The 19,420-nt window shown below is 54.1% G+C and carries 12 protein-coding genes and 2 pseudogenes; 7 read left to right on the top strand and 7 right to left on the bottom strand.

What is annotated here, in order from left to right; all coding sequences use genetic code 11:
- Window positions 1-29 precede the first annotated feature (29 nt).
- Window positions 30-956 (top strand): LysR family transcriptional regulator, encoded by a 927-nt coding sequence (locus tag GSR16_RS11470; protein ID WP_159877486.1) that lies wholly within the window; start codon window positions 30-32, stop codon window positions 954-956.
- 349 nt (window positions 957-1,305) lie between these two features.
- Here the strand turns inward: GSR16_RS11470 and ampC are convergent, their stop codons facing one another.
- On the bottom strand, window positions 1,306-2,484 hold the full coding sequence (ampC, locus tag GSR16_RS11465; RefSeq protein WP_159877484.1) for a class C beta-lactamase: 1,179 nt from the start codon (window positions 2,482-2,484) through the stop codon (window positions 1,306-1,308).
- A gap of 154 nt (window positions 2,485-2,638) precedes the next feature.
- Here ampC and GSR16_RS11460 point away from each other — a divergent pair, with 154 nt between their 5' ends.
- From GSR16_RS11460 to GSR16_RS11440, 5 genes are all read left to right on the top strand, one after another.
- Window positions 2,639-3,514: a LysR family transcriptional regulator gene (locus GSR16_RS11460; protein ID WP_205677419.1), complete on the top strand. Its 876-nt coding sequence runs from the start codon at window positions 2,639-2,641 to the stop codon at window positions 3,512-3,514.
- Window positions 3,515-4,375: 861 nt separating this feature from the next.
- Entirely contained in the window at window positions 4,376-7,774 is a 3,399-nt protein-coding gene (locus GSR16_RS11455) for an ATP-binding protein (protein WP_159877482.1), read from the top strand.
- Between the two features lie 163 nt (window positions 7,775-7,937).
- Complete coding sequence (locus tag GSR16_RS11450; protein WP_240902465.1) at window positions 7,938-8,837, top strand: hypothetical protein; 900 nt, start codon at window positions 7,938-7,940, stop codon at window positions 8,835-8,837.
- Between the two features lie 67 nt (window positions 8,838-8,904).
- On the top strand, window positions 8,905-11,928 hold the full coding sequence (locus tag GSR16_RS11445) for a hybrid sensor histidine kinase/response regulator (RefSeq protein WP_159877480.1): 3,024 nt from the start codon (window positions 8,905-8,907) through the stop codon (window positions 11,926-11,928).
- Between the two features lie 13 nt (window positions 11,929-11,941).
- Window positions 11,942-14,536 (top strand): EAL domain-containing protein, encoded by a 2,595-nt coding sequence (locus tag GSR16_RS11440; protein WP_159877478.1) that lies wholly within the window; start codon window positions 11,942-11,944, stop codon window positions 14,534-14,536.
- Window positions 14,537-14,609: 73 nt separating this feature from the next.
- Here the strand turns inward: GSR16_RS11440 and GSR16_RS21475 are convergent.
- From GSR16_RS21475 to GSR16_RS11430, 3 genes and pseudogenes are all read right to left on the bottom strand, one after another.
- Window positions 14,610-14,768, bottom strand: a pseudogene (locus tag GSR16_RS21475) (IS5/IS1182 family transposase); the annotation flags it as partial.
- Window positions 14,769-14,786: 18 nt separating this feature from the next.
- A pseudogene (locus tag GSR16_RS11435) lies at window positions 14,787-15,011 on the bottom strand (transposase); the annotation flags it as partial.
- Window positions 15,012-15,111: 100 nt separating this feature from the next.
- On the bottom strand, window positions 15,112-16,230 hold the full coding sequence (locus tag GSR16_RS11430) for an MFS transporter (RefSeq protein WP_205677418.1): 1,119 nt from the start codon (window positions 16,228-16,230) through the stop codon (window positions 15,112-15,114).
- Between the two features lie 236 nt (window positions 16,231-16,466).
- Here GSR16_RS11430 and GSR16_RS11425 point away from each other — a divergent pair, with 236 nt between their 5' ends.
- Complete coding sequence (locus tag GSR16_RS11425) at window positions 16,467-17,474, top strand: LysR family transcriptional regulator (RefSeq protein WP_205677417.1); 1,008 nt, start codon at window positions 16,467-16,469, stop codon at window positions 17,472-17,474.
- Window positions 17,475-17,856: 382 nt separating this feature from the next.
- Here the strand turns inward: GSR16_RS11425 and GSR16_RS11420 are convergent, their stop codons facing one another.
- The 3 genes from GSR16_RS11420 to GSR16_RS11410 all read right to left on the bottom strand — a co-directional run bounded on the left by GSR16_RS11420 (window position 17,857) and on the right by GSR16_RS11410 (window position 19,334).
- Entirely contained in the window at window positions 17,857-18,378 is a 522-nt protein-coding gene (locus GSR16_RS11420; RefSeq protein WP_159877474.1) for an SRPBCC family protein, read from the bottom strand.
- 367 nt (window positions 18,379-18,745) lie between these two features.
- A complete protein-coding gene (locus GSR16_RS11415; RefSeq protein WP_159877472.1) occupies window positions 18,746-19,072 on the bottom strand; it encodes a hypothetical protein in 327 nt (108 codons plus the stop codon).
- Window positions 19,050-19,334, bottom strand: coding sequence for a hypothetical protein (locus tag GSR16_RS11410; protein WP_159877470.1), 285 nt, complete (start codon window positions 19,332-19,334; stop codon window positions 19,050-19,052). The genes GSR16_RS11415 and GSR16_RS11410 overlap by 23 nt, the downstream gene beginning before the upstream one ends.
- Window positions 19,335-19,420: the final 86 nt, after the last annotated feature.

The raw sequence follows: 19,420 nt of genomic DNA, 5'->3' as shown, positions 1-19,420 counted from the left end.
TTAATTGCTTTTATTTCATGGATTAATCGATGGCGCGCATCAATCTGGAACTCAATGAATTGCAGGCATTTCTGGCGGTGGCGGAGAAGTCCAGTTTCAAGGCCGCAGCCGAGGCCTTGTACCTGTCGCAGCCCGCCTTGAGCCGACGCATCGAAAAACTGGAGCAGTCCCTGCAGGTACGCTTGCTGGAGCGCACCACGCGCAGCGTGCGGCTGACCGAGGAGGGCGCGCATTTTCTGTTGCATGCGCAGAATGTGGTGGACGAACTGGAACAGGCCATGCGCGGCCTGGGTGAGCGGGCAGAACGGCGCAGCGGCTTGGTGTCGATTGCCAGCATTCCGTCGGTGGCGCAGCACCTGTTACCCGCTGCGCTGGCCGAGCTGGCTGCCAGCTACCCGGCGCTGTGCCTGCGGGTATTTGATGAGGGCGCACAAGAGGTGCTGGAGCAGGTATTGGCAGGGCATGCCGACTTCGGCATCAACTTCATTGGTGCCGAGGACCCCAATATCGACTTTGAGCCATTGCTGACCGAGCGCTATGTCGCCGTGATGCAGCAGGGTCACCCGTTAGGGGGGCGTACCACACTTGAATGGAGAGATTTAGTGGGCGAGCGGCTGATTGGCGTGTCTCAGCGCAGCGGCAACCGCCTGCTGCTGGATCATCATCTGGCCAGCCTGCCCGAGCGGCCCCGAGTCCACTATGAAGCCGGTCACTTGCACGGAGCCTACGGAATGGCCATGGCCGGTCTTGGCGTGATGATCGTACCCGAACTCTCTTTGACACCAGCTTATATGCATAAACTGGTCGGCATCACGCTGGAAGATCCACAAATATCGAGAACAATTGGTCTTATCACTCGATCCGGGTATAAACCCAATCCAGCAGTGGTGAAGTTAATCGAACTGGTCCGGGGACAGTTCAAAAAATATTGCCAGTCCAAACGACTATCAGCTTAGCGCTAGTAACCGGTCGGCGATTGAGCAGTATAACGCTTCGATTTGAGAGGCTTTTCTCAGATATCCGCTTCGGCAGTTTGGCCTAAGCAGACGGTAACTCGAACCTGGGCCAGCGCCGCTGCAAGCCACACGTCGGACGATTGAGGCTGTGCTGTTTCAAAAGCTCGCCGGTGGAAACGTTGGCAAGGCCAATCGCATCTGCCAGGTACACTTGATCGCAACCGCTACTGGATACCATGTGGGTTGGCCGGCAGGGTACTGTTTATCGGCCTGTTTGACAGTGGTAGCCGTGCGTGGATCAAATGGACTGCCCAGTAGCTGAGACCTCTGGTACCACCGCCTTTCTCTCTCAAGGGCGTGCGCTGCCCCCGGTGGCAAGTTGCGACATGATTTGGTACGCCACATTCACCCGTTCAGCCAGCGGGGTGTTCTTGTTGGCCAGCATCACAATACCCACGCGCTTGGCGGGTATAAACGCTACGTACGTGCCAAAACCGTTAGTCGAACCTGTCTTGTTAATCCAGACATCTGCACGCGGTGCCAGAGGTGGCTTGATCTCGGTCGCCGGTATTGCTTCTACCATGCGCGACCCGTTTCCTTCTAGCAGCGTAGGTAAAGCGACGGGATACGGATACTGTTCCCAGATCAGGTCCTGAGTCATTGGCCCGACCCGGAAGTAAGCAGTATGCGTCTCGTCAATCGCACGCTGAAGCTTTTCGTCCAGTGAGATCGCATGCATATTGGCATTTACGAAGCGCAGCAGATCCGCTGCCGTGCTCTTGACACCGTAAGCTTCGGCCGACAACACCCCATCCCTCATGCGGATCGGCACACCGGTCTTGCTATAGCCTTGCGCATAATCAGCCATTTTGGCAGCCAGAACATTGATATAACTGTTGTTCATCCCCAGTGCCGGAAACAGCTTCTGCTCGATCAGCGCAGTAAAATCCTGCTTCATGCTTTTTGCCGTGATCCAACCGAGCGTGCCGATGCCGGGGTTGGCATAGGTACGGTAGGTGCCAGGGGTATAAGTCGGTTGCCACGCCTTGAAATAATTCAGTAATTGCACGTCATTATGAATGTTGTCCGGCACCTGTAATGGCAAGCCGCCAGGCGTGTGCGTCCCCAAATTGAGCAGGCTTACTTCACCGAATGGATGCCCCCTTAGCGACGGCAAATACTTGCCAGTTTTGTCCTGCAGTGAGAGGTAGCCCCTCACTTGTGCATAAGAGGCCAGCGTGGCGGTGAACGTCTTGCTCACTGAGCCAATCTCGAACAATGTGTCGTGCGTGACTGGCTGGCGCGTTTCCAGCGATGCCACGCCATAGTTGTATACGTAGGTCTTCCCCGTGACTGTGACCCCAACGGTCATGCCGGGAATGCCGTCTTTGGCCATCAAGGTGTGGATCGCTTTGTCCACTAAACCTTTGATTCTATCTTGTGGCATATCGGACGCCTGACTGACGGTGGCGCTCGCACAGAACACTGCACAGACCACTGCGGCGAAGCGCCTGATGTTGGATTTCATGACTTTATTCCTTGCGTCTTGTTTGTGGGAGGCCACCCCGACTCATTAGCCTTGTTTATGTATTGATTGCGCCAAGGATTTTCATGTCTTGCCGTATCAACCACAAGCGAGGAAAATTTGTATTAGACAATAGAAATTCTTATACATAAGCCCAATGCGCCCACATTTACCGTTAAATGCTCTCCGGGCGTTCGAGGCCTCGGCCCGGCACCTGAGCTTCACCCGAGCCGGGCTGGAATTGAAGGTTACCCAAGCGGCGGTCAGCCAGCAGGTGCGAATGCTGGAAGACTGGCTTGGTACCCCGCTATTCAAGCGCCTGCCGCGCGGCTTGGGACTGACGGACGAAGCCAGGGCGATCCTGCCGGTGCTGAGCGATGCGTTCAACCGTATCGAAGCGGTACTCAAGCAATGTGAAGGTGGTCATATGAGCGAGGTGCTGACCATAGGCGTGGTCGGCACCTTCGCCGTTGGCTGGCTGATGCCTAGGCTAAAACTATTTCGCGATGCTCATCCCTTTGTGGATCTGCGGCTGCTCACCAATAACAATCTGGTCGACCATGCCACCGAAGGGCTGGATTTTGCAATTCGCTTCGGTGAAGGAGGTTGGCCAAGCACCGAGAATGCTTTGTTGTTCGATGCTCCGCTCTCGGTGCTCTGCTCCCCGGAGATTGCCAGGCGGCTTGCCGTGCCGGCCGATTTGACCAGAGAAACCTTACTGCGCTCCTACCGTACCGAAGAATGGATGCAATGGTTCGAAGTAGCACGATTGGAACCATGGACCATCAGTGGCCCGATCTTCGACTCCTCGCGCTTGATGGTTGAAGCAGCGATGCAAGGGGCAGGTATCGCGCTGGCTCCAGCACGGATGTTCCAGCGTGAGCTGCAGTCGGGTGTGCTGGAGCAACCTTTTGAATTGGAAGTACGCACCGGCAGCTACTGGCTTACTTGGTTGAAATCACGCAGCTTGTCGCCGGCCATGCAGATGTTCCACGACTGGCTTTTGCATGAGGCCGCCTGCCCATCCGGCTAGCCGGGAGGCGAAATTATGTGTATAGCCGTGGTTTTCATTGTTGAACACCTGCTGATCAATGGCCAGTGTCCGGTCATCGGCTTTGACCACCCACAGGATCAGATCCAGTTTCGGGAGTAGCCGCTGATACCGCTCGGTGTATTCCTGATCCCTGCCGATAATTTCACCAGCGCCCGGTACGTCAATCAGGGCAATGCCTTTCCCATTTTTATACGCCAGGGTGTATTCCTGCGGGTAGGATCAAACCGATATTCAGCATCAAGGTGATGTACCAGTATTTGTTTGTCTGGAGCGCAGTTGTCACTTTTTGAGCCAGGGTGAACTCGCTGCTGGACATGTCACCAGCCACCATGGCTTGCAGCAGAAAACCCAACGGGAGTGATAGGTGGCTGAAAAAATCTTGATTACATTCTCATCCAGGCTGGCGGTAGTTCGGCCTTAGCGGCCGGACGATCTACCCCTGCTCTGATTCGCCTTAAAAAAAGCTGTGTTTTGATCAAAAGGCAGGCAAAAGTCTATTAAATCAGCTTGTTCTGGTTGGCTGAAACAGCTTTCCAACAGAGTTGACCCTTTGCGGCAATTGGGCTCCTGCAACCTGGCTGGTGAGATGTCAGGGCCGGGTAAACACGAGGCCTGGGGGCGCTAGATTTAAACGTCATTATTCTTCAGGAATGGCTATACCTTATTAAGGTTAAGCATTGTCGATTGCCTGGAAATCATGTGCAGGCAAAACACCGGCGGTGTGGGAAAGGTAAGTTCAATTGTCCAGATGACTACTGAAAGTAGATCATGCGCAAAAAAATAAGCAGCAAAGCACTGCAGACTTTGTCTATCAGTCGGGCCGTTGTATTGATTGTCATCATGCTGGGCGGAATCCAATTAGCGTGGATTGCCGAGTTGCTGGCCGCCTCCTGGGCTAATTATCAACAGGCCGAGCAGGTGATGCAGTTGAACAATGTCAGCAGGCAATTATTCATGACTGCCGACCTGTTGCGGCGTGAGTCCATTCAGGCTCGCCTCATGCTGAACCGCAGCATGGCACCTGATGATGCGGAACGCACCACCTTGTTGCGTTTGCAGCAGGGAGCGGATTTCTGGACCGGGCAAGTTTTGCAGTCATTCCAGAGACTGCCGGATGACCGCCATTATGGTGTGCAATTTTCAGGGCAATTGCAGAATTTCGAACGGTTGCGTAAGGAAGTGAATACCCGGCTGAACAAGTCCTTCGTTCGCGACGAGACACTGAGCTACGCGCTGGAGCTGGCGATACGCAATGTTCAGAGCACGCTGAGCACCATGATGGTGGAAATCGGCAACCGTATCGACCTCAGCGGTAACGCAGACATCAATCAGCTGGATACGATCAAGCAAGATGGTTGGTTGGTGGCACGTAGCCTGCGCGCTGCTGCGATGGGGCTGGTGCTGCGGGCGGAACTCAATGCCATGCTGAGCGAAACCGAGGAAGACGATCTGCGCGCCCGACTGGAGCTGTCCGGCGTATTGCTGGAAAAGCTGCGAGCAGATGCCCGTTATATCAATGACCCGCGTCTTACGCAGCGCCTGCAACAGTTTTCCGCGCTGGCGTTGCAGCTGAACATTCAGACCAAGCAGCAAACCCAGATTCTACGGGAGCATGGCAATAACCCCTTGGCAATCAAGCAGCTGCAAAGGCAGTTGGCGCAAACTCAGAATACTGCACGCGACACATTCATGCTCTTGATGGACATGACTGAAGTGCATATTCAGCAGAACCGACAGCACTATCGCCGTCTGTTACTGCGCGATAGCCTGCTGGGCATTTTTTTGCTGGCGCTAGGCGTGGCCCTGTTGTACTTCATGGTGCGCAAGGTGCTGCAGCCGCTCAATCAGCAGCAGCGCATGCTGGATGCTACCGACGATGCCATCATGACCATTACCGACCAAGGGGTGATCCAGCATGCAGCGGCTGGTGCCGAGCGCATGTTTGCCTACGCGGAAGGGGGGCTTGTCGGCTTGCCGATTGCACAACTGCTGCGCATGGAGGGTGACCTGGACCAGGTCATGCAGCTTGCCGAGGGGGAGGTGGGGATCAATTTGCAGGGTTTGGGCATGGAGAGTGGCGGGCGCTGTTTTTTTGCCGGACTGACCCTGACACGATTTCAGGACAGAGCGGCCCATACGCTGTATTTGCTGATTGTCAGGGATGAGCACGAGCGCAGGCTGGCCGAGCGCTCGCTGGAACGCAACCTGGACATGCTGTCTGCTATCTCCCATGTGGAAAACCTGATGTTGTGTCGCTGGCCGCGCGAGCAGGTCATGTGCCGTCTGCTGGACGAATTCAAGCGTTTTGCGCTAGCCGCGGACGGTTTCTTGCTGGCGCTGCTCAATAACAGTAATGGATCTCTCAATATCAATTTACAGGCAGGGCAATGGCCGGAAAATTTTCCATCACTCGACAACATCAGAAAGGAGCTGGATCCTGTCAGCTATCTGATGTCAGTCTTGGCTAACGAGCCTGCGTGGATCAGTTTGCCGGTAGAGCAGGATGAGCAGATTCACGCCCTCATCTGTTTGCGCGGTACCGACCCGCAACTGGTCAATAAGGATATCCATCCCCTGGTTAGTTCCTGTGCCAGTATTCTGGGTTTCTATGACGAGGAAGATCGCCGCCTTAATTCGGAAGCGCAGTTGCGAGCCGTATTGCAGGAGGAAGAGGCAATATATTCTGCTTCGCCGGTGGGGTTGTTGCGACTGAATGCCAGCATGCAGATTATTCGTGCCAACCCGATGGCTGAGGCAATCTTCCATAACGGCAAAGAACCATTGCCAGGGCGCCATCTGATGGAACTGGTGCTGTCTGACGAGGGCTGGTTTGAACTGACCTCCCAACTGAATGCCATGGTGCAAAACCAGACCAAGGTCGGCTGTGAGATTGAGTGCAAGACGAACACGGGCGCGTCGATATGGGTTTTGTTTGAAGGGATGACTTTATTTGCCGATCAACCCCAGCTGGGGGCGATTCTGGCATGTATCGATATTTCCGAGCGAAAACAAGCCGAGCGTGAATTGCTGGAAGCCCGTGATCAGGCCAACTCGGCCAATAAGGCCAAGAGCGCCTTTCTGGCTACCATGAGCCATGAAATCCGCACGCCGATGAATGGCGTGCTGGGCATGCTTGAGCTGCTGGCCATGACACCGCTTGATGAGGAGCAGAAGGACTCGGTGGATACGATTCAGGAGTCGGCCCGCACTCTGCTAAGGCTGATCGACGATATCTTGGATTTTTCCAAGATCGAGGCCGACAAGCTTGAGGTGGTGATGACGCCGACTGCGCTGCGACCGATGCTGGAGCAGGTGCATACCCTGTATTCGCAGGCGGCGGAGCGCAAAGGGCTGAAGTTTGTACTTGAAATCGATCCGCGGGTAGCCGCTGCGGTGGTGATCGACCCCCTGCGCGTACGACAGATTTTGCAGAACTTCGTCAGCAATGCCGTGAAGTTTACTGCACACGGCCAGATTGCATTGCGCGTGCTGCTGCTGGAGGAAGAAGGCCGTTCGCAAACCTTGCGTTTTGAAGTGCAAGACAGTGGTATCGGCATCAGTGCCGAGGGCCTGTCCAAGCTGTTTCAACCATTCACCCAGGCAGAATCCGATACGTCACGTCGTTTTGGTGGTACCGGGTTGGGGCTGACCATCTGTCGCCGTCTGGCCAAGCTGATGGGGGGAGAGGTGACGCTGGAGAGTGGGGTCGGGCATGGCAGCTGTGCCTCACTGTTGCTGGTGGTGGTCGTGGCAGATGCTCATGAACTGGAAGAACCGGCGCAACAGCTAACCCCTGCTTCTGGCGGTTTGCTAGGTAATCAAGACCAGGCTCTGCCGCCCATCCTTTTTGCTGAAGATAATCCCACCAATCGCAAGCTGGCGACCAGGCAACTGGAAAAACTAGGCTATCGGGTGGAACTGGCCGAAGACGGCGCAGAGGCCTACGCCAAATGGCAAAACGGCAACTACAGCTTGCTATTGACCGATTGCCAGATGCCGAATACCGATGGCTACCAACTGGCACGGCTGATCCGTAATTACGAGGCAGAACACCCATCCAGACCGCCCACCATCATCATTGCCTGCACCGCAAATGCCGGTGTGGAAGAACAGGAAAAAACCAGTTCAGTCGGCATGAATGACTTTCTTACCAAGCCGCTATCTATTGCTGCCTTGTCGACCATGCTGAGCAAATACTTGGGGCATGAACAACAACTTGTTGAGCAAAATGGCTTGTAGCGACAGTGTATCTCTCAGGCCGTAATTTGAGGGATTCCATCTTGTACCTATTCGAAAGTTGTTGCCCTTGGCGGCAGTTTGCCGAATGGATGCTAATGTAATATTCTTGTGGCTTCCAACTGAGAGTCAGGTGCTGATTTGTTGCCATGGAAAAGGACTGCACATGAATTTCTCAACAATTAAGCAGCTAATGGTGCCGTTAGCAAAATGTCCGGTGGTTATTTGCCTTTGGCTCGGTGTGGCCGGGCAGGGAATGGCCGGGGAAACCGTGTTGCGTTATTTCCCAAGCGGGCCGATTTACGAGTATCGCTGGAAACTTCTCGAGCTGGCTCTTGCACATGTCAAGGCAGAGAAAGGGGTATTCCGCTTGGAGCCTTATGCCGAGGATGTGACCCAGAATCGCGGCATATCTTTGTTGCAATCGGGGAGTATAGATGTCATTGCACTAGGGACGAACGCCGAGCGCGAAAGCAAGATGCTGCCCGTTCGAATTGATATCTTGCGTGGTATTGTGGGCTTCAGGCTGCTTGTAATCAGGGCTGCAGACCAGGCGCGCCTCGCAAAAATGGATGCAGTGTCGTTACGCCGGAAATTAATATTCGGCCTCAACAGCCAATGGGCAGATCTGCCCATCATGCGGGCGAATGGATTTGTTGTCACCACTTCGGCAAATTATGAAAACTTGTTTGAAATGCTTGCGGTCAGCCGCTTCGATGCTTTTCCGAGAGGCTTGAACGAAGCCCAGCGCGAACTCGATGAGCGCAAAAAGAATTACCCGCAGCTGGCAATTGAAAAAACCAAAGCTTTGTATTTTCCCTATCCCATCTATTTCTGGGTTAACAAGAACGAGGTGACATTGGCCAAGACCATTGAGCGCGGTCTCCGATTGTCATTGGCAGATGGATCATTTCGCCAGCTGTTTGAGAGCTATCATGCAAATGAGATTGCAAGTTTGAAAAAAGATAAGCGTCAGGTGCTCTTGCTCGATAATCCGACACTTCCCATCGGTGCTCAACATCCGGATACGAGCTGGTGGTGGCCTGCAGAGGGTGTGAATCGGTGACGATATTTGATCGACACACTTTTTTCATCCCGATTGGTGGTGTTGGGTTTTTCAACAGGAAGCTGCGATGAGTGCAACCCAGACACTGGCTAGACGGTTGCTTTACACCATGCTGCCTTGGTATTTGCTGCTGGCGTTCTGCGTCACTGGGGTCCAGTTGGTCGTCCAGTATTGGACCGTGAGTCATACAATTGCTGACGACTTGGCCTCGCTGGGGCGTACGATTGAGCCGGGAGTCTCCGGGGCTGTCTGGGAGCTGGATTCGGAGCAGTTAACTTCAATTGCGCGTGGGATTAGGCAAAATGCCATTGTCACCGGGGTAAGGATTGCCACGGATAAAGGCGACAGTCTGGTCAAGGATGGTGATGTACCGGCTGTTCAGGAGCAGCGCAATCGTTTTCTCCCGGATAAGTACAAACTGGAAGTTGTTCCGCTGTTCCACCATGGGCTGCAAGGAGACCGTCATCTTATCGGTTATCTAAACCTTTATTCCAGTGCTGCGGTACTGTGGGATCGTGTCAAATACAGCTTTCTGGTTGTCTTGCTCAATGCATTGATTGTCACTACCGGCCTGTGGCTCATTTTCTCCTGGGTCGTCCGCTTTCGACTATCGGATAGCGTGACAGCTGTTGCCAGAAAAGTTGCCAGCTGGCAGTTCTCTGTAGGGGAAGAGCCTGTCGAGAAAATCATTTACCCTTACCGGGACGAGCTTGGCAATTTGATAGATGCGCTCAACGATGGGCGGGTACGCTTGTCCGATTCGCTGCACAAACTCAATGAGATGAACCTGAACCTCGAAAAGACGGTAGCTGAGCGAACAGGGGAGTTGCAGCTAGCAAAAAATGCGGCTGACGAGGCTAATCAGGCTAAAAGTCAGTTTCTGGCCAATATGAGCCATGAAATTCGTACTCCGATGAATGCAATTCTTGGCATGCTCTACCTTGCGCTGAAGACGGATTTGCCACCGACACTGCAGAATTACCTGCTCAAGGCTCAGGGGGCGGCGCATTCCTTGCTTGGCATTATCAATGACATTCTTGATTTTTCGAAAATCGAGGCAGGTAAGCTCGATATTGATCAGGTTGAATTCGGACTCGATACCGTTCTTGAACGGCTTACCGATGCCCTGGTCTATCAGGCTGAACTCAAGGGCATTGAATTCCTGATCCGCTACGACCCCGCCATTCCGATGACATTGATCGGTGATCCACTGCGTTTGGGGCAAGTACTACTTAACCTCTGTGGCAATGCGGTCAAATTTACCGATCATGGCGAAGTCGAGCTGGCTTTCCGTGCACTGACGACAAGCGATGCAGAAATCAATATACAGGCTTGTGTGAGGGATACCGGCATTGGCATGACGGCTGAAATGCAGACAAGGATGTTCCAGAAATTCACTCAGTTGGATCAGTCCGCCACGCGCCGTTTTGGCGGAACAGGGCTGGGGCTGGCTATCAGTAAGCAGCTCATCGAACTGATGGGAGGCCGGATCTGGGTCGAAGACTCACAACTGGGCAAGGGCACGACAATCTGCTTCACGGTCCCACTCAAAGTCGCAGAGAAGGCTCAATGCCATCGGCGCGAGCTGGTGGCTCAAGTAGGCCCGCTGCTACAAGGAGTGCGTGTCCTTGTTGTGGATGATAATGAGGTATCTCGCGCAATTCTGGCCGAGATGTTGCGGTTTTTCCATCTTGACGTCGATGTCGCTGCCAGTGGGCCATCGGCACTGGCCTTACTCGAGGCGGCCAGTGACAAACCTTTTGATCTCGTGCTGATGGATTGGCGGATGCCCGGCATGAATGGTGATGAAGTGACGCGACGTATTCATGGCAACCCGGCCATCACATCTCAACCGAAGATTGTCATGGTCACCGCTTATGGTCGCGAGGATGTGATGAAATTGGCGGAACAGGCTGGTGTTAGCAGCTTCCTGATTAAGCCTGTATCGCCTTCAACCTTGCTCGATACCATGCTTTCGGTGCTTGGTAGAGGCCGGCTGCTCAGTCGGGAACAAGGCCCGATTGCCTCGCATCCGGGAGCGGCTGCCAATTTGGCTGGCGCCAGCATCTTGCTAGTCGAGGATAACGACATCAACCGCGAGTTCGCCAGCGAGCTCTTGCGCAGCGAGGGTATGGAGGTCGACGAGGCCGTGAATGGTCAGCAAGCTGTGGACAAAGTCCAGCAGAGGACTTACGACGCGGTGTTGATGGATATCCAGATGCCCGTCATGGATGGTTTGAAGGCAGCGCGCGCCATCAGGGCGCTGTCGGGTGAACGATTCTCCAGTTTGCCTATCATCGCCATGACAGCTTTGGCGATGGCCCATGATGCCGAGAAAAGCCGGGAGGCCGGCATGAATGACCATGTGACCAAGCCGATTGCTCCTGCGCAGTTGCTGGCCGCACTGGCCAAGTGCGTGCACGTCCCCGAGGATAAACGGATGATACGGTCGCGGAAGCGTGTCGCTGCTGAGCAGCCTGGGTTTCCCGAAGATTTGTTGGCGCTAACCAGCATCGATACGCTCGAGGGTGTACGCCGTATAGGTGGAAAGGTCGAGGCTTATCGTAAGCAACTGCGCCGGTTCCGCGAACATTACCCGAACGCCGATAGCGAACTGCAGCGCTTGATCAGTCAGCAGGATTTTGAGGGTGCTCAGGAGTATTGTCATGCTTTGAAGGGGGTAACCGGCAATATCGGTGCCGGGCTGTTGTATGAAAAAATTAGTGAAATCGGTACCTTGCTCAAACAGGGCAATGTGCCGGAAGAAGCCAAATTGCAAGAAATGAGCAACTTTCTGCAACAGGTGATTGCTGATATTGATCGTTTGACCGTCACCGAACCACCAGCGGTGATGAGACGTACTCCGCTTAGTGTGGCTGAAGTTTTAGAGCGTCTGGAGCGTTTGCGGAAGTTGCTCGATGCAGATCTGGGGGCGGCAGAAGGGCTGCTGATGGAATTGAGATCTGGTGTGATCGGCGATGACATCGAAATTGCAATGAATGAAATCGCGGCAAAAGTCGATGAATTTTCCATTGATGAAGCACAGGAATTGATAAAAATCTTGTGTGATCGCTTGAAGCCGAGTGTCTGAGCTGGATATGACCATGAACGAATCTGCCCAAGAACGACCGCGTATTTTGATTGTCGATGATGTGCATGAGAATCTGCATGTCTTGATGAATATTCTGCGCGATGAGTATGCGATCAGCGCCGCAACAAGCGGTGAAAAGGCTCTTTTGTTGGCTCGTCGACAGCCCGCGCCACAAATTATTCTGCTTGATGTCAAGATGCCGGGAATGGATGGCTATTCGGTCTTGTCTCATTTGAAATCGAGTCCAGAAACGGAGAATATTCCGGTCATCTTCGTTACCGCCTTAGCAGACGTGACCGATGAAGCGCGTGGTCTCAAACTTGGCGTTGCTGATTACATTACCAAGCCAGTCAATCCTGAGCTATTGAAACTCCGCCTGCGAACGCAACTTGAGCTGCAGCGATATCGCCATGAGTCGCTACGTTTCAATATTGTTGAACATTGCGACTCCGCGCAACCACCCACCCTGCTTGTTGTCGATGATATTCCGGAAAATATCCATGAGCTGCTTGAGGCACTTAAAGATGATTACCGGATTATGGTGGCCAATAGTGGTATCAAGGCGCTCAAGTTGATTGACGGAGAAACGCCGCCTGATCTTGTTCTACTTGATGTCGTTATGCCAGAGATGGATGGCTATGAGACATGCCAGCGGATAAAAATGACCACGATTGGCAATCGTACTCCGGTCATTTTCGTAACCGTGGCCGACGCAACGCAGGAGAAAGTCAAAGGTTTTAGCGTGGGGGCTGCCGACTACATTACCAAGCCTTTCGATATCGATGAGGTGCGAGCCCGGCTGCGTACGCATCTGGAGCTATCCCGCCTGCGTCGTTTTCTTGAGGAGCAGGTGGCGCAGAGGACGGCCTTGCTTGAGCAGAGCGAAGAAAAATACCGCATCCTGGCTGAATACTCCCCAAACTGGGAATACTGGCTGGCGCAGGATGGTAGTTTTCGTTATGTCTCACCCGCCTGCGAAACGGTATCGGGCTATGCTCCCGCCGAGTTTTTTTCCGATGCCCGCTTGATGGAGCGTGTCATCCATGCTGATGATCTGAATGCCTGGATAACCTATGGTCCGGGGGGAGGGCATGTTGAGGTGGATGTTCCACTGATCCTGCGTATTTGCCGGAAAGATGGTGGTGAGCGCTGGGTCGAACATGTTGCCCGACCGGTTTTTAACGATGCTGGTGAGATGCTCGGGCTGCGGGGGTCGTATTGCGATATTACCCAACGCCGCCATGCGGAACAAAAACTTGATTTCTATACTCATCGTGATCCTCTGACTGGTTTGCCAAATCGGGCTTTGTTCTCAGAAATGCTGGATCAGGCAATTCGCCAGGCTGAATACACGCAGTCGGAATTTGCACTTCTCATTATCGATCTCGATAATTTCAAGACAATCAATGAAAGCCTCGGACACGGTGCGGGCGACCGCTTGTTGATTGAAGTTGCTAACCAGTTGCGTACGTTGTTGCCGGGTGTTGAGGCAGTTGCTCGCATTGGTGGCGACGAGTTCAATATCATCATCGCGTGCGATGCCAATGCTCCAGGCATCGATCTTATCGCTCATCACCTGCTCGACGCATTGGGCCAGGCGCACCAACTCGATGGGCAGAGTGTCTATATCGGAGCAAGTGCAGGGGTCGCGCTTTATCCAGCAGATGGCGTCACGGCGGAAGCCCTGCAAAGCAATGCCGATGCGGCGTTGCATGAAGCCAAGATGCAGGGGCGTGGTAATCTGCGTTTTTCATCACCAGGAATGACAACGCGTGCCAAGGAGCGCCTGTCTTTGGAGGCTGATTTGCGCCATGCGTTGAGTCAAGGTGAATTGTCTCTGCACTATCAGCCTCAGATCGATTTGACTAGCGGTCAAATTATTGGTGTGGAAGCATTGGCGCGCTGGCAGCATCCAACACGCGGGATGGTGGCACCGACTACTTTCATTCCTCTGGCAGAAGAATGCGGGCTGATCGTCCAGCTGGGAAATTGGGTTCTGAAATCTGTCTGTCGCCAGATCAGGTTGTGGATTGATGCCGGTCTGGCACCTAGGCAAACTGCGGTTAACGTTTCTGCAGATCAACTCTGCCGTGGAGATTTACTTGGCGTGGTTTGTCAGGCGCTGAGTGAGAGTGGAGTTTCTCCAGAGCAGCTGGAGTTGGAAATCACGGAGAGCTCTGTCATGGCCGATCGTGATCGCTCTTTCAAGGTGATTGCCGATCTCAAGGCGCTTGGGGTTCGTCTTTCTATTGACGATTTCGGGACAGGTTATTCATCACTGGCTTACCTGCAGCAGCTGGAAGTCCACAAGCTGAAAATCGATATTTCTTTTGTACGTAACATGACAAAAAATAGTGGCAATGCCTCCATTGTCAAGGCAGTGATCGCGCTTGGTCATAGCCTCGGTCTTGAAGTGATTGCGGAGGGGGTTGAGGAGGTTGATCAAGCCCGTTACTTGCGCTCGCTAGGTTGTGATGTCATGCAGGGTTATCTGGTCAGCAAACCGATACCCGCCGAAGAAATAACGCATTTTCTTCAATCCTTTGTACCCCAGATCACTCCCATTGACGATGCCGGCATATGCACGCGGTTCCTTGGGGATGACTAGCCCGCACTTTGCTTATGCTGGAGGCTTTGTTGCCAAATCAGTTAAAGCCGAGTTATCTGATCCCTTGACGGACTTATCCCATACGGACCGTTTGCGGCGCACCCAAGGCCGTAAAACGATTCAGAATCGCGGCTCGGATTTGAAGTTTGGCAACCTGCCTGTCAATGTTTAGTGACTGGCCTGTCCGAATTTTTGTGTAAACGGGGCTTGGGTTACGCCTGTGGAATGCGTTCTTCAAACGGAATGGTTACGGGAAACCCTTCAGGCCATCGACGCAGGTGATAAAGATGTCCTGTACGCCCCGGTTACGCAGCGCGGTCACGACCTGAAGCCAGAGCTTGGTTCCCTTCGTCTGAGCCAGCCATATGCCCAGCACTTCCTTCTCTCCAGCCAGGGTGATACCAATGGCGAGATAGACGGCTTTCATGCGTACAGCCCCCTCACGTACCTTCACGGGGATACCGTCGAGGTAAAGGGGGCAGCTTCCTGCTAAATGTCCGTTTACACAACATTCAGTACACACCCGGATCCCGGATTCGCCATCTCCAGAAAGCGAGTCCAGCTACATAATGTGTTCAGTTACCGGTAGGTTTCAAACACCTCACGACCAAGGCCAGCAATGAGGCGATGGCAGCCAATGCCGTCACTGCACTCCAGCCATAACTTCCTAAAAGCAGGCTGGCGAGTACCGACCCTAGCGACATGCCGATAAACATGCAGACAAACAGCATGGCATTCAGTCTGCTACGCGCTGCCGGATCAATGCGGTAGATCACCGCCTGGTGCGCGATCAGGCTGGCTTGCACGCCAAGGTCGAACAGCACCGCCCCTAGCGCTAGCAGTACAAGCTGTACACTCATTGACCATAAGGGGGCCAGACTAAGCATTGCAAAGGCAAGGGTGGCAAGCGCTGCACCAGTACGCGTGACGATCTCAGGCCCTCGTCGATCTGCAAGATGCCCTGCCAGTGGCGCAGCCAAGGCACCTGCTGCACCGGCCAGGCCAAACGTTCCCGCGGCGGCACTGCCCATATGAAAAGGACTGTTGTGCAACATGATGGCCAACGTGGACCAGAATGCGCTGAAACCAACCGATAGCAAGCCCTGAGCGATTGCTGCACGGCGCAAGGCATCATGCTTGCGCCACAAGGTGAACAATGAGCCCAGCAAGGATAGATAAGGGAGCGTCGTGCTGGGCTGAAAGCGTGGCAGGTAGCGGCGGATAGCCAGACCGGTCAGCAGAATGGTCGCTGCGGCAATGAAGAACATGGCCCGCCAGCCATATTGTTCAGCCACCAAGCCACTGATGACACGTGACAGCAGGATTCCAGTCAATAAGCCGGTCATTACGGTGCCAACCACTTTACCGCGCTGCTCTTCTGCTGCCAGTGTGGCTGCAGCTGGCACGATATCTTGTGCCAGCGTTGCACTCAGTCCAATCAAGAAGGAGGCGGGCAGCAGTATGGACAGCGAAGGTGATAACCCAGCAAGTAGCAGGGCCAGAACCAGCAATGCTGCTTTGACAAGCATGATGCTGCGCCGATCATGTCGATCACCCAAGGGGGCAAGCAGGAGAATGCCCAAGGCGTATCCCAGTTGGGTCAGGGTAGGTACCAGGCCGGTCGCCTGACCCGAAGCACCGATATCGCCAGCCAGCACACCCAGCATGGGCTGGCTGTAATAAAGAGAAGCCACCGACAACCCGGCTCCTGCTGCCATTAGCCATATACGGGAGCGTGACAAGGATTGATCCGTGGCCTGGTTAGCCACAGGCAGCGCAGCGTGCGGCAGGACTTTTGTGGATGACATATGCAGCCTCATTGATTAAGAGATAACGGCCACATCATGGCTGTGTGTTGCGTGTATGTGTAGGCGGCCAGCTGGAAGATCTGTTATACGTACAACACATAAACAAGCTCAGAACCAGATAGATGCAAGACAATCAAGACCCGAACACGCCGCTACGTATGGCCATGCCGCTGCAAGCGGGTACGGGTGAGCGCATTGAGTTGATGCTGACCTTTCTCAAAATCGTCGAGGCGGGCAGCCTGTCTGCTGCCGCTGTACTGCTGGGGACGACCCAACCCACCGTCAGCCGTCGGCTGCAAATGCTGGAGCGCTCCTTGGGTTTGCGCTTGCTCCAGCGCACCACACATACCATGCGCTTAACCCAGGACGGCGAGCACTGTTATGAACGTGCCAAGGATCTGCTGGCCGGTTGGGCTAGGTTCGAGTCAGAACTGAAAGGTGCACGAGAGGAACCCGCGGGCGTTCTGCGCGTGATCGTGCCGCATGCCTTCGGCCAGGAACGGTTGATCGGCCCGTTGGCGCACTATCTGCAGCAACACGCGGGGATGTCTGTGGAGTGGTTACTGCATGATGACCGTGCCATTCAGGATTACATCGCCGCCGGTATCGATTGTGCCATTCAGGTGGGCGAAGTGACTGACCCAGGACTGGTTGCCCTTCCACTGGCGGAAGTCCCACGTATTGTGGTGGCAGCACCTTCTCTGCTTGATGGCCAGCCCTTACCGCAAGATGCTACCGATCTGGCCGCTCTTCCCTGGCTGGCTCTGCGTACCTTTTATCGCAATGAAGTATTGTTGACACATGCCGAGACCGGCAAAAGCAAGCGTATCCAGATAAGGCCGCGCTTTAGTACTGACAGCCTCTATGCCTTGCGCAGTGCGGCATTGCAGGGTGTGGGTGTCGGTATCGGTTCTCGTTGGGTAATGAGCGAGTACCTGGCGCAAGGGCAGTTAATCCAGTTGGCTCCCAAGTGGCAAGCAGCACCACTACCGGTCAGTCTGGTCTATCCTTACGCCCGTTTTTATCCAGCCCGGCTGCGCCGTTTTATCGACCTGATTCGCGCCGAAGCATCCACGATATTTGGAGCACAGCGTGATGACCAGGGGACGGATTCCAGCGAGAAGAAGTAAACAACCACTGAGTTGGCCGATAATCTGTTGGCGCTATCCGCCGGTCAACTGCAGGTCGACGGCCTTGCTGGTCCTGCGCCACCCCTTCGCTGCGCATCCTTTACTGGGATAAACGTAGCCATTTTCTTTGCATAAAAGCCCAGGGTCGGCTTTCTGATTTGAGCAACACCCACCTTCGATCCCGAGCGGTTTTCTGATGTTGCTTGGCCCTGACGGCGCGTCACGAACGAGCCTCAGTCATATGTTCCACCAGCCGGTTCGTGTGAGCTGGCGAGATGGTGATGGGTGGCGAAACCATTGATTACTGGATGGCACTAACGCTTTTTCATCGTCATAAACAAAAGAAGCGCACCTAATGTGCGCTTCTTTTTTGTCTCTCGGTTCAGCGATCGGCTTGTTGCTGCGTGAGGTATTTGTCGAGTGCGTCCATTGCGCCACCCCAGCCTTGAGACATGCTGGCGTGGGACGCGTCGAAGACGGCTTCTTCGGTTTCACTGGCATCCAGTGCTCGCCACTCAAGATGCATTAATGTGCCACCCTCGACATCGCTGATGGTGGTTGTCGATAGCGTATACGGCGGCCACTCTGCGGCCAACGGGTGCCGCGTCACTCCGCCATCGGCATCGCTGAACTGTACGACAACCACAATCCGCTCGGGCGGCGTCAACTCTCGGAACGTCCACTTGCCCCACATCACTGGGGCGTCCGGTATACCGCTTGGTTTCATTGCGTAGTGAAAAACGCCGCCAACTCGTGCATCCACAGTGCAGTGGGACATTTCCATTCCCGGAGGGCTCATCCACGCGGCCAGATGCTTGGCTTCAGTCAGCGCGGCGTACACAAGTTCGCGTGGCGCAGCGAAGCGACGCTCGATGATAAAGGGTGCAGACACTTTGTCAGTCATGATTACGGGGCTTCCTGGTTCGGGTTGAAGGAGCGTTGGAAGTCTCCGTGTCGGGCTCTTGGAGTACATCCATGACTGGCATCTAGCGTAGCAAAGGTTGTTACTTCTATTGCGGACACGCTCGATGCCTATGAGCAGACAGTACTTATCGAGTTTGGTAAACGGATTTATCTGGAAGGCAGCAGATCAGCCCCGTCATAACGTGCCGGGCGATAGCCTGCTTGCCGCACTCGATAATATTCGCGTCATATTGGCCATATAAGCTGTCGTCGCCTTGATTAAACCTGTTGTGGCCTCTCTCTGACTGGCTATGCCCCTGTAAGCAGGGGTTTTTTTTGGCTCAACAGTTTACTGGCTATGCGGGCGATCAGACTGCATGCTCGACCAATGCGTCACCGGGCATGGAAGATACCAAACCCAGTTCGAATGCATCCAGCCATGCCATGGCCACATAGAGTGCCATCGCCAATGCCCCCTCTTTGGTCGCACGCAAATCCAGCAGCCCCGAGTAGCTGCCAATGAAATGGTCAGCTTCCGTAAAGCTGATACCCGACCATCCCTCCCATTTGTCTTCGCCTGCGTGGTAGATGGCAAAGATCCGGATATTCCGCCCGCGATAGGATACATCGTCGGCACACATTGCCTCCTTTGCAGGCCGGGTGTCGCCGGGTTCAACGGGCTGGTTCAGATTCATTGTTTATGGCAAGTACTGCCGGCATGGCTGAGGAAATCAGCATGTCAATCAGCTTGCTGCGTGACGCAATGTGATGGTCGAAGCGCCACTCCTTGAGCAGATCCATGGCCAGATCAAAATAGCGTTGGTCAATCTGGTATAGCCTGTCGATGCTGAAGTTGTCCTTCATTTGCAAGGCAATGGCCATCTCTTTCAAGACTTGCACTTGCTCAGGACTCTCTCCCGAATCGATCAGCAAGCGGATTTTTTTGGCAGCATTCATTCAGAAACTCCATATTTCATCGCAGCAAAATGATCATTGCACAGAAAGGGTGGTCCAGGGAGGATTGCAACCTGTTTTACGTATGA

It is taken from the genome of Aquitalea denitrificans, from assembly GCF_009856625.1.
GTDB lineage: Bacteria > Pseudomonadota > Gammaproteobacteria > Burkholderiales > Chromobacteriaceae > Aquitalea > Aquitalea denitrificans.
Note: the sequence above shows the minus strand (reverse complement) of the source record. Positions and strands in the feature narration are given on the sequence as shown.